The organism is Parundibacterium terreum, assembly GCF_014636315.1.
GTDB classification, from domain to species: domain Bacteria; phylum Pseudomonadota; class Gammaproteobacteria; order Burkholderiales; family Burkholderiaceae_D; genus Undibacterium; species Undibacterium terreum.
Map to the genome: position 1 here is coordinate 64,709 of NZ_BMED01000007.1, position 14,267 is coordinate 78,975.

Here is a 14,267-nt window from a genome sequence, read left to right on the forward strand (position 1 = left end):
TATTAAATTCCCAGTCTCCATTGTATGCTTTGGAGGCCTCGTGCTAATTGAGTCGAGACTGATTTGTTGTACCAGGTCCCTCTGTAAAACAAATGGTCTTCGTTTGTGATCTCGCGCTTGCTGGGTGTATCGCCCTCGCCACGGTCTATCATGTGCACCTGATTGGCATACGTTGCCTTACTGATAGAGTGCAGCAGCAAACGGCCTGGCGCATATTTTGCCAAGTCCGGGTTATACACAGGGAACCAGTATTGCAGCACACCGTTTCCCATGACGCCAAAATGGCTGCCAACCCAGGTATCGCCGGCAGTCATATGCGACAGCACACCACGGCAACTGGCGAAATTTTTCTCGAGCAAATTTTCTAACAATTTTAATTTCCAGGCGGTGGCCAGCACATCTTTGGCGTTTGTTTTTTTGTACTGAGCACGCTTGTGTGCAACCAGCCGCCGCAGCTTTTCCAATCGGTCCTGCTGTGTATCGAACTCAAAACTGACAGGTCCTATGTCGCGGCTCAATTGCCTTTCGCGCCGCTCGGTATCTTTCAGATATTTATGGCTCATGGACTCGAGCCGGGTACGATCGGCGGCATCGGTATCGAAGCGTATCCTCAGCCCGGTGCGTGGACGTTCTCCGGTTAATCCATAGTTCAGTTGAGACTCATCCAAGTGCGAGAAATTGAGATGGTTCAAATGCGCCAGCCTGAGCAGTTCGGGTGCCGTGATCCTGATGCCTGCATCCGCCGCCAGCCCAAAGTAGTCGCTCATTCCTCCGCCCGCCGGTGCTGCCGATTTAAGTAGTGCGGAGAGTTTGCTTTCAAACTGGTAAGGAAAAAATCCAACCATTTTGCTGTCGCGATAGAGTATGCAAACGCGTACATCCATACCGGATTGCTCGACTGCGCGTGCGTAGTGTGCGCTGAGAAAAGGCGATGCGAGATGGGCTTGGGTCGCCGATAGCGCATCCCATGCGTCGATCGCACTTTGCTCCAACTGTAGCGGGCGAAGGATGCTGGCTGAAAGTAGTTGATTTTTCATGAGTCAGTCCATATGCAAGCTGCTGCTCGGCCTGAGGAATAACGAGGTCGCCAGCATGAATGGATGAAAATGACCCTTTACATCGGTAATCGCGCGTTCAGAAATATGGATGCGGCCCCAGATCTTGCCACCTCTTCCGGCGGCGTCCATTTTGTTGAGCATTGCATCGCTACTGAACAAATGCCGATAGCCTTCGGTCAGGCATGCTTTGACGACATTGCCGTCATACGCGCCATGCGGAAACGACATACTGTCGATGGAGGCACCTTCCAGGTAATGAGAAAGCGCCGTTTTTGCCTGTGCGACTTCAATGCCGGCGCTCGCCACTTTGGTAAGCGGCTGGTGCGTCATGCCATGGCTGCCGATGGCATGCCGGGATGTCGACATTGCCTTGAGCTGTTCTGCATTCATCATCGCCGGCGGCTCATTAGAGGCCGCCTGTAACAGGCGCGCCAGTTCATTGAGCTGCTGTTTATCGCCAGCCTCCAGCGATTGTATGATGGAACGGATGTTCTTCTCATCGTAGGCGGGCGGCTGCGCCAGCTCCACCTGAAGACCGCAATGGGCGATTGCTTGCCGTAGCTGCATCAGCCCGTTTTGGCCGGCAGACAAAACCCGGTAAACGCTCTCTTGCCAGAATGGCGCGTGCTGATTAATAACGCAGCCGGCAACAAATACCAGAGCAGACAGACCCAGTTCATCCAGGATGGGCTGCGCGTATTCCGCAGTATCTGCCCAGCCGTCGTCAAAAGTGATCAGCAGGCTGCGGGCAGGTAAAGACGAGTTTGCCGCGCAGGCTGCTGCAAGCTGTTCCAGAGTTATGAGCTGATAGTGCTTTTTGAAAAAGTGCAGGCACGCCGAGAAGGTATCCGTGCTCATGGTCCATTCTGGGTCGGCGCCGGCCCAGCGTATATCGGTGCGAGGGAGCACCCGGTGAAACATGGCGACGGTGAGATTGTCCCGGTTGCGGAAGCGATGATAGATATCCAGTGCGCCGGTACCGTAGGCAAGTTCTTTCACCAAAGTTTTGACTTTGTACGACAGGCTCCGCCCTAGGCCTGTTCCTGCCGTGTCGCGTTTTACGGCACTACTGGTCGGGTGGATGCCGACATCCAACGAGCGCTCACCCGCTAGCGGCACGGATAAATTGGAAGTGTGAATGTTCATGAGAGGCCACATGTTTCGGCTTTCAGATTGCCAGCCAGCGCAACAGGCGAAGCTTGAAGAACAGGGGCGTATTGTCCCAGGGGCGGCTGCGGGGAATCTGATGCATGTCCATTTGCGGCTTGACCGAGCCCATGGCTGTCGTAAAGGCTGCGCTGTAACCTGCCGCCTTTGCCATCTGCACATGGCGCTCATCGAAATCCATGCCGACTTTGCCGTTCGGATAGGCAAACAGTCTTACCGGTTTCCCTATGATTGCTTCCAGTTGCTCCTTGCACCCGGCAATCTCATCCCGGGCGCGCTGATCGTCCAGACGGGTCAGGATAGGATGCGTAATGGTGTGACCGCCAACCTCTATACCCTGTTCAGCCAGGGTATGTACCATTTGGCGAGTCAGCATCAGGTCTTCACTGCGATGGTTTCCTATCAGGCTTTCCAGCTTCAACGACAGCTCCAGTCTTTTTTCCGTGGCAAGGTACTTGGCGATATCGATCAGCTTGTCTGCCGTCTGTTTTCGCTCAGCGACGGTAGAGACAGGATGCAGACCCAGACCGAGGTCGTGCAGATCCAGTGTACCTTCAGGTAAACGGCGCACAGCCTCCAGTATCCTATCATTCCACATGTTGTTGCCATCCATGTAACCTGTCGTTACAAATACGGTGGCAGTCAGGCCGAATTCTTTCAGTATAGGCAGGGCCAGATCGTGGGTAGAGCGATAGCCGTCATCAAAGGTAATGGCGACTGCCCTTGGCGGCATGCGATCGTTTTTCAAGGCAAGCATGGCATCGTACAGGGGCATTACATTGAATGAACTTGCCAATGCCTGCATTTGCCAGCGAAACATGTCTACATCCGGATCTTCGTCGAGCATAGGGTCTGCGTGCTCAAGAATGCGGTGGTAGTTCAGTATGCACAAACGTCCCTGCCCCTTGCCATGAGGAGCGATTCTATTGCCGATGACCCGCACCATGCGCGAGGTCAGGCTATCGATGAATGAGGTAGTCATGCGCGATCAGGAGTATTAAGCTGCGATTGGCTGGCAGCCGGATTGAGTTCCAGGCTTGCGGCCTCCGGTTCTCGCGGCTCAAGTTTATTGGATAGTAATACTTTTTCCAGCAAGATCAATAGGCCTACCACGTCATAGAACAAATCGTAGTAGGCGAGAGTCAGGAAGGCTCCGCCGATGGCATAACCGATGATACTGACCTGACACATTGCGGCGAGGTCGGATGCCCATTTCAGGTCGTCCCTTCCTTTGCAATGCTTGATGATTTTTGTGCCGGAGCGCCAGGCCATCCAGATGAACAGTAAAAACAAGCCCAGGCCGACAAAGCCGTGCTCACCTAGTACCTGGAAATAAATACTATGCGCTGCATGCTGGTCATAAGGATTCGGCGCGTAGACAGCGAACATTTTGTGCGTGAAGCAATCATAGCCACCGCCCATCAGATTATTTTCGGCAACATTAACAGCGAAACCCCATGCATTGATGCGGCCCTGGGCCGAGGCATCCTGCTTGTAGTCATCTATCGTGTTCATCCGGTCAAACCATTTATCCGGCATGACCGTGTAAATCAATGGCACGATCAGCAACAGGATCAGGCCGGTGCGAATTTTTTGCCGGCTTTTTAACCATAAGAAAATCAGCATGCAGCCGCCGCCGAGCAAGGCGCCGCGCGAGTAGGAGCCGACTGCTGAGACGAGGCAAATGATGGACAGTGCCATCAGGCCGTAGCGTATGATTCTGTATTTTACGGTGAGCTGGGTATACCAGATGATCGGCAAAGCGGTTACCAGCGCCAATGCGAGTGCATTATTATCCGCAATATAGCTGCCGTCCGGCCCATACACATTGCTGCCGCCGCCGCTGGTCAAGGTAAAGATGCCGCCTTTCAGGCCCCAGAATCCAATGGATAAACCAATTGTCCAGGCGAGAGCCTGAATTTCCTTTTTCGTGTTGACAGATACCAGTACGACCATGAGCAGGAACATCGTCTTCATGACGCGGTTCCATTCGGTCCACGCGCGAACTGGCTCCAGTGCGGAAAAAGTTGTCAGGTTCATCCAGCCAATAAAAATCAACAAGACCACTACCGCCGGGGTCACGGGAAATTTTTTCGGTTGTTTGGAAGCGAGCAGGCTGATTAAGGTGATCACGACTATCAGCGCTGCAAATGGAAAATCGTAAGCAGCACCGTAGGTAAGCCGGTGGGGGTTCATCAAGCTGACCCAGATGAACATGAGCACGCCCAGGAAAGGGCGCGTAAATACAAACGGCAGCAAGCTGAATATGAGTACGAAAAGCGCAATATCACGCATGCTGCTGCAACCTCTCAAAAAGCCCGGTTACCCGTTCGGCGTTGGCTTTCCAGGTCAGCTGTTTGTCGGCGATGGTGGCCGACGCATTTTTGCTGACATGGCTGCGCAGCGTCGAATCTGAACAGAGGCGGTCTATGGCCAGCGGCAAGCCGTCGGCCTGCGCCGGGTCGAACAGTACGGCATTGTGCTCATCGCTGAGCAGTTCGCGGATATTCGGCTGGGCTGGCGCGACGATGGCTTTGCCCAGTGCCAGGTATTCAAACAACTTCAGCGGTGATGCGTAGGCGACCACGGCAGGTTGCAGCGCGATATCAAAGGCGGCCACATACTGCGGGATTTTTTCACGGCCGACAATGCCGGTGAAGCTGACGCGGCTAGCGACGTTCAGGTCCCTGGCTTGCTGCTCCAGTGCCTGGCGCGCGGGGCCGTCGCCGACCACCATCAGGTGCCTGGCTGAATCGGCGGGGTCCTTGGCGATCATGTCGATGACCTTGTCCAGTCCATGCCAGTCGCGCACAAAGCCAGTAAAGCCCAGCACCAGTTTGTCGGTTAACCCCAGCGAAGTCTTGACTGAAGTGTTGTCTGCGACATTTTCAAATTCTTTGGTATTGATGCCGTTATGAATGACCATCATGCGCTCGGCCGGCACGCCGTACGACTGTACGATCTCTGCCATCACCTGCGTGACCGGCAGTACAAAATCGGCGGCTTTCCAGGTGTAAGCTTGCGACCAGCGCGCCAGGCGCTGCAGCGACAGGCCGTCGTAGCGCGAGCGCTCTTCAAAAATCGGAGAATTGATTTCCAGCAGCATCGGCAGGCGGTATTTGCGCTTGAGCCAGATGCCGGCCGGAAGGAACAGGTTATAGCGTTCATACAGGCAGTCAGGTTTATGCAGTTTGACTGCCTTGACCAGGTCGCGATAGGCGATCAGGCTATAGGCAAATTCCATCAGCTCATAACAGAACTTGGGAACATGGCGTTTCAGCCATGGCACAAATTTGCCGTCGGAACCAAAAGAGGTCTGCTCCGCGCCGGCGGGGGCGACCACGATGACTTCGTGCCCCAGTTCGCGCAGGGCTGCGATCATTTCGTCGATATGAACCGACTGTCCGTCTTTGGAGCGGGTGCGATGGTGGTAGAGTATCTTCACTTGGCGCTTACCCCGTGCAGCCTTTGTCCATTGCTGTTCAAAATATTCTGAAACAATTGCAGTTGTCCTTGTGTGGTGTCGTCCCAGCTGAATTTTTCTGCATAGCGCCGCGTAGCCGCATGCTCGGGATATGTGGCGCGCAGTGCGTTGACTGCATCTACCAGTGCGCCGGGAGTACGTTGTTCCATCAATATGCCGGCTTCCGGCGAGGCGACCACTTCCGGCGTGCCCCAGACATTGCTGGCGACCACAGGCGTGCCGCAGGCCATGGATTCCAGCAAGACATTGGCCCAGCCTTCGCGGCTGGATGCCAGCACCAGCGCATCGGCGCCATTGTAATAAGTCTTCAATTCGGTTTGCGGCACTGAGCCCAGGAATTTGACACGGTCGGCAACGCCGAGCTGTAGCGCCAGGTCTTCCAGTTTCTTGCGGTCCGGGCCGGTGCCGGCGATCAGCAGCCGCACGCCCTGCAATGAAGGCATGGCCTGGATGATCAGGTCATGCCCTTTGCGCGGGTCCAGCAGGCCTACCGACAATAAAGTGAAGTGCTCCAGCCCCAGCGTTTGCCTGGCACTTGCCCTGTCCATAGGCTGGAAGCGCTGCAGGTCCACGCCATTGCGCAGCGGCGTGATGCTGTCCGCGGTGACGCCCAGGCTGACCATTTCCTCTTTCAAGGCATTGCACACGGTGATGATGCCCTTGGCATTTTGCGCTGCCCACAGGATCATCTTGCGTGGCAGCCGGTGTTGCGGAATCAGGTTGATATCGGTGCCGCGCGCGGTAATCACTACCGGCTTGTTGAAGTGCTTGCCCAGCATGACCGCCGCCACGCCATCCGGATAGAAGTAATGCGCATCCAGCACGTCAAAATCAAAACCTTCATCGATGATGCGGCCTATGGTCTTCTTGACGGCATTGGCCATCAGGAAAGGCGCGACCTGCATGCCTACTTTAGGTAGCAAAGGGTAGCGGGGATGCTGGACGCGGATGCCATGCCTGGTTTCTTCTGCAGGCACCCTGGCAAAGCTGGCGTAGTGGCCATAGCGCGGGTTCGTCGATGGGAACCAGGGCACGGGTGCAACCACACGCGACTCCACCTGGCCGCTGGCAATCAGGTAGCGCAGCCTGGTCTCTACAAAGATGCCATGATTAGCTTGTTCTGCATTAGGAAACAGGGTACTGAATGTGAGTAGCTTCATCTTTTCATAACATGGTGAGACCTGCCTGAAGCGCAAGCAGCATAAGAAGTGCCATTTTGCTTAGAACTGTGGATACTAACAGAGCTGTTACGTTTTGGAATCACTTCTATGTCCTTGTTATTTAATATTTTTTTGGATATTTACCGATAGCAAAATGGAAAGTATAATTTTGCACTGGTCTATTGTGAACATCCTGTATTTATTTGATTTCCGAGCGGCAATTTTGTGATGAGAAAATCCAAAATTCCCAGCCTCGCGGCAAGTGCATGACGAGAAGATCGTCTGCCCTGGCGTGCTGTTTTACGGGTTTTCACCGCGCATATAGTGAGTCAGCACAATTATGCCTCGCATGACTCGGCTTCCATTCGGTCTTTTCCGATTTGCAACGTTGTTTTTCCAAATTTGACAAAAGCGGGGCCGCTTTTGCCTATGGATGACATGCATAATGCAAGGCGAAGGTTTTTTCGATGCTTGTCCGCAAGCTTTTCCTATGCCTGGTTTGCTGGTGCGAGGTAAAGCCAGGCCCAGTACCCATGTCCTGTGCGAGTAATTTGGTCCCGAGCCTGGCATTGCGATGCTTAGCTGGGGACTATCCCAAGCTGTATAGCTTGATTTGATAAGGGCTTAAGCCAATGACGTCTGGTAATAAAAAAATTCTGGTTACAGGGGCAGCGGGATTTGTCGGCAGTTTTGTCGCCGCGCGTTTGGCCGGCATGGGCCATCAAGTGGTTGGCTGCGACAATTTCAACGATTACTACACGCCCAAGCTGAAGACCGATCGCGTCAATGCGATACTGACGCCCGCAGGGGTGGAGTGCCTGACTGTAGAACTGGCAGATACAGCCCAGGTGAATGCCTTGTTTGATAAGGTGCAGCCCGATCTGGTGGTGCATCTGGCCGCACAGGCAGGGGTCAGGTATTCGCTGACCAATCCTGGCGTGTATATCCAGGCCAACCTGGTTGCCTTCGGCAATATGCTGGAAGCCAGCCAGCGGCATAAGATAGAACACCTGCTATACGCCAGCAGTAGCAGCGTGTATGGCGCCAATGCCAAGATCCCGTTTAGCGAGGATGACCAGACGGACGAACCGGTGTCGCTGTATGCAGCCACCAAGAAGGCCAACGAACTGATGGCTTACTCCTACAGCCACCTGTACAAGCTGCCGGCGACCGGCCTGCGCTTCTTTACTGTGTATGGCCCCTGGGGCCGGCCGGATATGGCCTATTTCAGCTTTACGCAAAAGATGCTGAAGGGTGAAACCATACCGGTTTTTGCTGAAGGGCAACTACGCCGCGATTTCACTTACATTGACGATATTGTTGAGGGCGTAGTGCGCCTGCTGTTCAAGCCGACGCCGGCAACCGAGTCCAGTCCGCCGCACACGGTATTCAACATCGGCAATCATCAGCCGGTGAAAGTGGTTGATTTTATTAACACTTTGGAAAGAGTGTTGGGTGTCAAAGCCAATATCAATCAATTGCCTATGCAGCCCGGCGATGTGCCTACCACCTATGCGGATACGGCCAAATTGAGGGCCTGGGTAGACTTTGCTCCGACCACGCCATTGGAGACTGGCTTGATTCGCTTCAAAGATTGGTATAATGCTTGGTCAGCATCCTAGCCCGTTAATGGTTAAATAACATGAAAAAAATTCTTATTCTTGGTGTCAATGGCTTCATCGGTCACCATCTGTCCAAGCGCATCCTGGAAACGACCGACTGGGAAGTGTATGGCATGGACATGCAAAATGATCGCTTGAAGGACTTGCTGGACCATCCGCGCATGCACTTCTTCGAAGGCGACATCACGATCAATAAGGAATGGATCGAATACCATATCCGTAAATGTGATGTTATTTTGCCATTGGTTGCGATCGCTACACCGTCTACTTATGTGCAACAGCCTTTGCGCGTATTTGAACTGGATTTCGAGGCCAACCTGCCTTTCGTTCGTTCTGCAGCCAAATACGGCAAGCACCTGATCTTCCCATCCACTTCCGAAGTGTATGGCATGAGTTCCGATGCGGAATTCGATCCGGAATCTTCTGACCTGGTCTATGGTCCTATCAACAAATCCCGCTGGATCTATGCCTGCTCCAAGCAGCTGATGGATCGCGTGATCTGGGGCTATGGCATGGAAGGCCTGAACTTCACGCTGTTCCGTCCTTTCAACTGGATCGGTGCCGGCCTGGATTCCATCCATACGCCAAAAGAAGGTTCTTCCCGCGTACTGACCCAGTTCCTGGGCCATATCGTTCGCGGCGAAAACATCCAACTGGTAGACGGCGGCGTGCAGAAGCGTTCCTTCACTTACGTGGATGACGGTATTGACGCACTGGTGCGCATCATCGCCAATAAAGACGGCGTTGCCACAGGCAAGATTTACAACATCGGTAACCCGGTCAACAATTATTCCATCAAGGAATTGGCTGGCATGATGCTGGAACTGGCAGCGGAATATCCTGAATACCGCGAAACAGCCAAGCTGGTGAAACTGGTGGATGTGACCGCGCAGGGTTACTACGGCAAGGGGTACCAGGACGTGCAGAACCGCGTTCCCAAGATCGACAGCACCAAGTCCGAACTGGGCTGGGCGCCTCAATACTCGATGCGCGATGCCCTGGTTAAAATCTTTGATTCATACAAAGACAAGCTGTCTGACGCAGAACAGTTGAATAACTGATTGCAGTAAGAAAATAAGAAAAGGCCCGGATGAACTGGATTCATCCGGGCCTTTTTGTTTTTGCGGCGATATTTGTGTGACACTTGGGTGACAGATTCGCCCGTCACCCATCATAGGCGCTAATGATATTCGCGGCCCACGCTGACACGCAGGAAGGTCTCGAACATCAGTACCGACCATAGCGATGCGCTATAGTCTTTCAGGCCGGACTCGTGCTGCTCCACCATGTGGCGCAGATAGTTTTCATTGAAGATGCCGGTATCCAGCAGCAGCGGGCTCAGCACAGACTCCCTGACCTTGGCGCGCAAGGGGCCGCGGAACCAATCTGCCAGCGGAATGGAAAACCCTTTTTTCGCGCGGTACAGGATGTCGTCCGACAGATAGGGCTGCAGCGACTTCTTGAAAATATACTTGCCTTCGCTGCCCTTCAGCTTCATTGATGGCGGCAGGCCGGATACCCATTCTACAAACTTGTGGTCCAGCAGCGGCACCCGCACCTCCAGCGAGTGTGCCATGCTGGCGCGATCGACCTTGGTCAGGATGTCTCCCGGCAGGTAGGTCTTGAAGTCCAGATACTGGATCATCGATAGCGGATCATCGGTGGGTGAGTTGGCCGCGTGGTCGTGCATGACCTGGATTGCGCGGTAGCCCTGCAATTCGGTCTGGAATTTGGCGCTGAACAGCTCTTTCCTGACCCGGTCCGGCATGATGGACACGCCGTGGAAATAACCGTCCACCAGATCGCGTGACAAGGCTTCAAAGGTGGTCTTGGCGCGGAACATTTGTGGTGCCCAGTCGGCCTTGGGGTAAATCTTGCCCAGGGTGCCAAAGACAGGTTTGCGCAAGCCCATAGGCAGCAGTGAGCGCACGCGCTGCTCGCCCATTGCATAGCGGTAGCGGCGATAGCCGGCGAAGTTTTCATCGCCGCCGTCGCCGGACAGGGCAACCGTTACCCGTTTGCGCGCCAGCTGGCAGACTCTATACGTGGGAATGGCGGAGCTATCCGCATATGGCTCGTCATACAGGCTGGCCAAGGTATCGATCAGGCCGTAGTCGTCCTTGTCCACGGTTTCCGAATAATGGGTTGTTTTATAACGCTGCGCCACCTGGTTGGCAAAGGCAGACTCGTCGTACTGCGGGTCATTGAAAGCGATGGAGCAGGTATTGACTGCCTCGTGATCCTGTTCCGCCATCATCGCCACTACCGCGCTGGAATCGACGCCGCCGGACAGGAAGGCGCCCAATGGCACCTCTGATTTCAACTGGCTCTTCACCGATTCGCGCAAGCGCTCCACCAGTTCCCTTTCCACGTCCTGTTCGGAAATGGCTGCCACCGGCTGGAAGGGGATATCCCAGAAGCGTTTCTGATGCACGGATGTGTCGCCGACCTTCAGTGTGATCGTATGGCCCGGGCTGAGTTTGAAAGCCTGGTGGAAGATGGTTTTCGGTTCCGGAATATAACCGTAGGCAAAATAGTCTTCCACTGCACTGGGATTCAGTTTTCTGGACAACGCCGGAAAGGTCATCAGCGATTTCAATTCGGAGCCGAACACGAAATGCCCATCCGGCAGCAGCGAATAAAACATGGGTTTGACGCCGACGTGATCGCGGCCCAGGAACATGGTCTTCTTGTTGCGGTCCCATAAGGCAAACGCAAACATGCCGCGGAAATGATGTACGCAATCCTCGCCCCATTGCTGCCAGGCGTAGACGATGACTTCGGTATCCGAGCGGGTGCGAAAGACATGCCCCAATTTGCCCAGTTCGTCCATCAGCTCCAGGTAATTGTAGATTTCGCCGTTGAATACGACACCTACCGTGTTGTCGGCGTTGAACAGCGGCTGCTGGCCGGTGGCGATATCGATCACGGACAGGCGGCGATGGCCGAAGCCCAGGCCATGTTCCAGGTACAGGTCACCTTCGTCGGGGCCGCGGTGATGCTGGCTTTCGTTCATGCGCCGGAGTACTTCCCGGTCTATCGCCCGTTCGCCGCGCGTATCAAAAATTCCGACTATTCCGCACATGGTTGCTGATTTCCCGATTGAAAGATTGGATTAAAGTTTTGCCTGGCACAGCGCATCGTACAGTTTCATATAATTCTGCAACATTGCCGCGATGCTGTAATTTTGTTCTACCAGCTCGCGGCCCGCAATGCCGTGCTGTGCCATCTTTGCCGGCTGGCGGAAATAGTCAGCCAGGCTGGCGGCGATTGCTTCATGATCACTTGCGCTGACCAGGATGCCGGTGCGCCCTTGATCAAGCACATCCGGGATGCCGCCGACGGCTGAAGCAATTACCGGCAGGCCGCTGGACATCGCTTCCAGCAGTGTAACAGGCGTGCCCTCGGCAAAGGACGGCAGCACGAACACGGAAAATTCGCGCATCAGCTCGGCAATATCGGAGCGGGCACCGGCCAGCCATATCTGCTCGCCCGGCCCTGTCGTGTCTACTTGCGCCTGCAATTGCCGCATCAGCGGGCCGTCGCCTATGATATGCAGGCGAAGTTTTTCCTTGTGCTCCGGCATCAATTCCAGCAGACGCTGGAAGGCGATGACCAGGCCCTTGTGATTCTTGATATCCTGCACACGGCCTACGGTGCCGACGACGAACGGCTCTGTCGCAAGGCCATTTGGCGCCGCATGGAAGCGCTCGGTGTCGACGCCGTTATTGATCAGCAGATTTTTTGCGTCCGGCACGCGTATTACGTCCTTCAGCCACTGCCTCAAATCACGCGACACCGGGATATAACAATCGATGAAGGGAATCAGCAGGCGGCGCAGCATATTGTGCTTGGGGTTTTTACCTTCGGGATCGCTGAGGTCGCGCCCGTGCTCTGCATGGATGCAAATCGGCACTCCCGCCATTTTCGCAGTGAAAGAATATTCGATCGCGGCCAGGTTATAAGTGTGCAGAATGGCCGGCCTGAGTTTGCGCAGCAGCTTCCACAACTTCAGGTGGGTTTTCAAGCCCAGGCCTGCCGGCTTGTGCAAGGCGATGATCTCTACGCCCGGCTTGGTGATTTTTTTTGCAAACGAGGTGAAATCGGTCAGGCACACCACGGCGTGGCGGTATTTATCCGCAGGCATGCGGTTGACGCACTCCGCCAGTACGGTCTCCAGACCACCAAAATCCAGCCTGTAGACCAGATGCACGACGAGTGGCAATTGCCTCATGATTCTTGATTATTTCTTGTTCGCTGACAATGTGGCTTGCACCGCATCCAGATTGGCGTTCAGGAAGTCTCTAAGCGCTGTCCTGGCCTCTTCGGGGTTTTCGTTAAAAGGTGCGTAGACGATGATGGATGCGCCATCGTCGCCGTTCATCAGCACTTTTTCCTTGGTCTGCAACAGCTTGCCCACATAATTATTGGCAGTGTACCGGTTGGCGAGCCAATACCAGTGCCAGACGACCATAGGACCCGATGGCCCCTTCAGTTGGGTTTCACGTATTACGATCTGGCGATTCGCCACCGATTCCTGGCGCACCGAGAAATTGGTTTTGGTCCAGTTATCGTCATGGTCGGGCACCATGATATTGACGCTGCTGATCAGCGCGGTATCGCGTGTCTGGTTACGGTAGTATTTCAGCAGCAGGTTCACTCGTTCGCCATTGTGCTGATAGGCTTTATCCAGTTCGGCGCTGGCCGGCAGGAAGACCGGGCGCCAGGTAGTAAACGATGCGCTTTCCTGCCAGTCTATGTGCAGACCAGCCAGTTGTGCCGGGGCAGGATTGAAACTGATGCGTTTGATATAGGAGGCATAGGCAGGCCATATACCTATGCAGATGACGACTGCAACCGCTGCGACCAGAACTTTGCCGGTACTTACCGGTGGGTTGTCCAGCCTTGCCTGGTTTCTTTCAGCCTCACTGACAGTATCGTCCTTGTTTTCGCGCCAGAAGCTGCCTATCCAGAACATGATGAACATCACCAGGCCAAAGAATAGCCAGCCGTAAATGATGTGATCCACGCCTACCGCGAGTTGCATGCCGCTCAGGTGGCCTATCATGACGATCATATAGGCACGCATGCCGTTGGCAATGATGGGAACGACGATGGACAGCGCAACAAAAGCCAGTTGCCGTTTCAGCGAGCGGTAGGTCAGATAGGCATACAGGCAGCCCAGCGTCAGTGAAGAAATCAAATACCTGACGCCGCTGCATGCTTCGACGACGGACCAGTTGCCGGACGGGATGGAGAAGCTGCTGCCGTCGCGCAGCACCGGTATACCGGTCGCCTGCAGGGCCAGTATCGTGAAATCGGCGGTAAAGTCGATCAGAGGGGCAATAAAGACTTCGCCAAAAGGCACGGCCAGCAGCACAAAAAACAAGGGGAAGGCCATCGCCCACGAGACACGGCGGCCCAGCAATACAACGACAGCCAGCGGAAACATCGCCACAAAACTATACTGCTTGATTACTTGCACTTCACCCAGATCGGCCAGCAGCCATGCCAGGCCGCAGGCCAGCAATGCGAGCAATGCCGGCCAGTAAGGCTGGACCGTCATCTGCATCAGGCTTTTCCTGCGCAGCCAGATCAGGACCAGGCTGATCGGCGCGATGATGTAGCCATGCGCAAAAGTCTCGGAACTGTTCCAGACGGAGACGATGGACTCCGCCGTGGCGAGGTAGAACAGGAAGGGAATGAGCAGCACGCCCGTGATGATCAATCCCTTGATAAAATTGGATGGCGGGTTTGCCGGGGTTGATGTCGTCAC

The 14,267-nt window shown here is 54.6% G+C and carries 11 protein-coding genes; 2 read left to right on the forward strand and 9 right to left on the reverse strand.

Features of this window, described 5'->3' with window-relative positions; genetic code table 11:
• Positions 1–2: 2 nt before the first annotated feature.
• The 6 genes from IEW12_RS25400 to IEW12_RS25425 are packed head-to-tail and all read right to left on the reverse strand — an operon-like array spanning position 3 to position 6,869.
• Positions 3–1,037, reverse strand: coding sequence for a GNAT family N-acetyltransferase (locus IEW12_RS25400; protein WP_188568950.1), 1,035 nt, complete (start codon positions 1,035–1,037; stop codon positions 3–5).
• Between the two features lie 3 nt (positions 1,038–1,040).
• On the reverse strand, positions 1,041–2,204 hold the full coding sequence (locus IEW12_RS25405; protein WP_188568951.1) for a polysaccharide deacetylase family protein: 1,164 nt from the start codon (positions 2,202–2,204) through the stop codon (positions 1,041–1,043).
• Between the two features lie 22 nt (positions 2,205–2,226).
• Entirely contained in the window at positions 2,227–3,207 is a 981-nt protein-coding gene (locus IEW12_RS25410) for a polysaccharide deacetylase family protein (RefSeq protein ID WP_229751353.1), read from the reverse strand.
• Positions 3,204–4,520: a putative O-glycosylation ligase, exosortase A system-associated gene (locus IEW12_RS25415; protein ID WP_188568952.1), complete on the reverse strand. Its 1,317-nt coding sequence runs from the start codon at positions 4,518–4,520 to the stop codon at positions 3,204–3,206. The genes IEW12_RS25410 and IEW12_RS25415 overlap by 4 nt, the downstream gene beginning before the upstream one ends.
• Positions 4,513–5,670: a glycosyltransferase family 4 protein gene (locus tag IEW12_RS25420; RefSeq protein ID WP_188568953.1), complete on the reverse strand. Its 1,158-nt coding sequence runs from the start codon at positions 5,668–5,670 to the stop codon at positions 4,513–4,515. The genes IEW12_RS25415 and IEW12_RS25420 overlap by 8 nt, the downstream gene beginning before the upstream one ends.
• Positions 5,667–6,869 carry a glycosyltransferase family 4 protein gene (locus IEW12_RS25425; RefSeq protein ID WP_188568954.1) on the reverse strand — a complete coding sequence of 401 codons (1,203 nt, stop codon included), beginning with the start codon at positions 6,867–6,869 and terminating at the stop codon, positions 5,667–5,669. Before IEW12_RS25425 ends, IEW12_RS25420 begins: the two co-directional genes overlap by 4 nt.
• 632 nt (positions 6,870–7,501) lie before the next feature.
• On the opposite strand from IEW12_RS25425, the gene IEW12_RS25430 reads away from it, so the two are divergent.
• Positions 7,502–8,491 (forward strand): NAD-dependent epimerase/dehydratase family protein, encoded by a 990-nt coding sequence (locus tag IEW12_RS25430; RefSeq protein ID WP_188568955.1) that lies wholly within the window; start codon positions 7,502–7,504, stop codon positions 8,489–8,491.
• 20 nt (positions 8,492–8,511) lie between these two features.
• On the forward strand, positions 8,512–9,552 hold the full coding sequence (locus IEW12_RS25435) for a bifunctional UDP-4-keto-pentose/UDP-xylose synthase (RefSeq protein WP_188568956.1): 1,041 nt from the start codon (positions 8,512–8,514) through the stop codon (positions 9,550–9,552).
• Between the two features lie 119 nt (positions 9,553–9,671).
• Here the strand turns inward: IEW12_RS25435 and IEW12_RS25440 are convergent, their stop codons facing one another.
• From IEW12_RS25440 to xrtA, 3 genes are read right to left on the reverse strand one after another with little or no spacing between them, the layout of a single operon-like run.
• Positions 9,672–11,576, reverse strand: a complete 1,905-nt coding sequence (locus IEW12_RS25440) for an XrtA/PEP-CTERM system amidotransferase (RefSeq protein WP_188568957.1) — start codon at positions 11,574–11,576, stop codon at positions 9,672–9,674.
• A gap of 30 nt (positions 11,577–11,606) precedes the next feature.
• Positions 11,607–12,725, reverse strand: a complete 1,119-nt coding sequence (locus IEW12_RS25445; protein ID WP_188568958.1) for a TIGR03088 family PEP-CTERM/XrtA system glycosyltransferase — start codon at positions 12,723–12,725, stop codon at positions 11,607–11,609.
• 9 nt (positions 12,726–12,734) lie between these two features.
• A complete protein-coding gene (gene xrtA, locus IEW12_RS25450) occupies positions 12,735–14,267 on the reverse strand; it encodes an exosortase A (protein ID WP_188568959.1) in 1,533 nt (510 codons plus the stop codon).

Excerpts from the sequence above, each read along its gene's own strand:
- IEW12_RS25405 (WP_188568951.1), bottom strand. The coding sequence starts at position 2,204 with ATGAACATTCACACTTCCAATTTATCCGTGCCGCTAGCGGGTGAGCGC.
- IEW12_RS25440 (WP_188568957.1), bottom strand. The coding sequence starts at position 11,576 with ATGTGCGGAATAGTCGGAATTTTTGATACGCGCGGCGAACGGGCGATA.
- IEW12_RS25435 (WP_188568956.1), top strand. The coding sequence starts at position 8,512 with ATGAAAAAAATTCTTATTCTTGGTGTCAATGGCTTCATCGGTCACCAT.
- IEW12_RS25445 (WP_188568958.1), bottom strand. The coding sequence starts at position 12,725 with ATGAGGCAATTGCCACTCGTCGTGCATCTGGTCTACAGGCTGGATTTT.
- IEW12_RS25425 (WP_188568954.1), bottom strand. The coding sequence starts at position 6,869 with ATGAAGCTACTCACATTCAGTACCCTGTTTCCTAATGCAGAACAAGCT.
- IEW12_RS25410 (WP_229751353.1), bottom strand. The coding sequence starts at position 3,207 with ATGACTACCTCATTCATCGATAGCCTGACCTCGCGCATGGTGCGGGTC.
- IEW12_RS25415 (WP_188568952.1), bottom strand. The coding sequence starts at position 4,520 with ATGCGTGATATTGCGCTTTTCGTACTCATATTCAGCTTGCTGCCGTTT.
- IEW12_RS25430 (WP_188568955.1), top strand. The coding sequence starts at position 7,502 with ATGACGTCTGGTAATAAAAAAATTCTGGTTACAGGGGCAGCGGGATTT.
- IEW12_RS25400 (WP_188568950.1), bottom strand. The coding sequence starts at position 1,037 with ATGAAAAATCAACTACTTTCAGCCAGCATCCTTCGCCCGCTACAGTTG.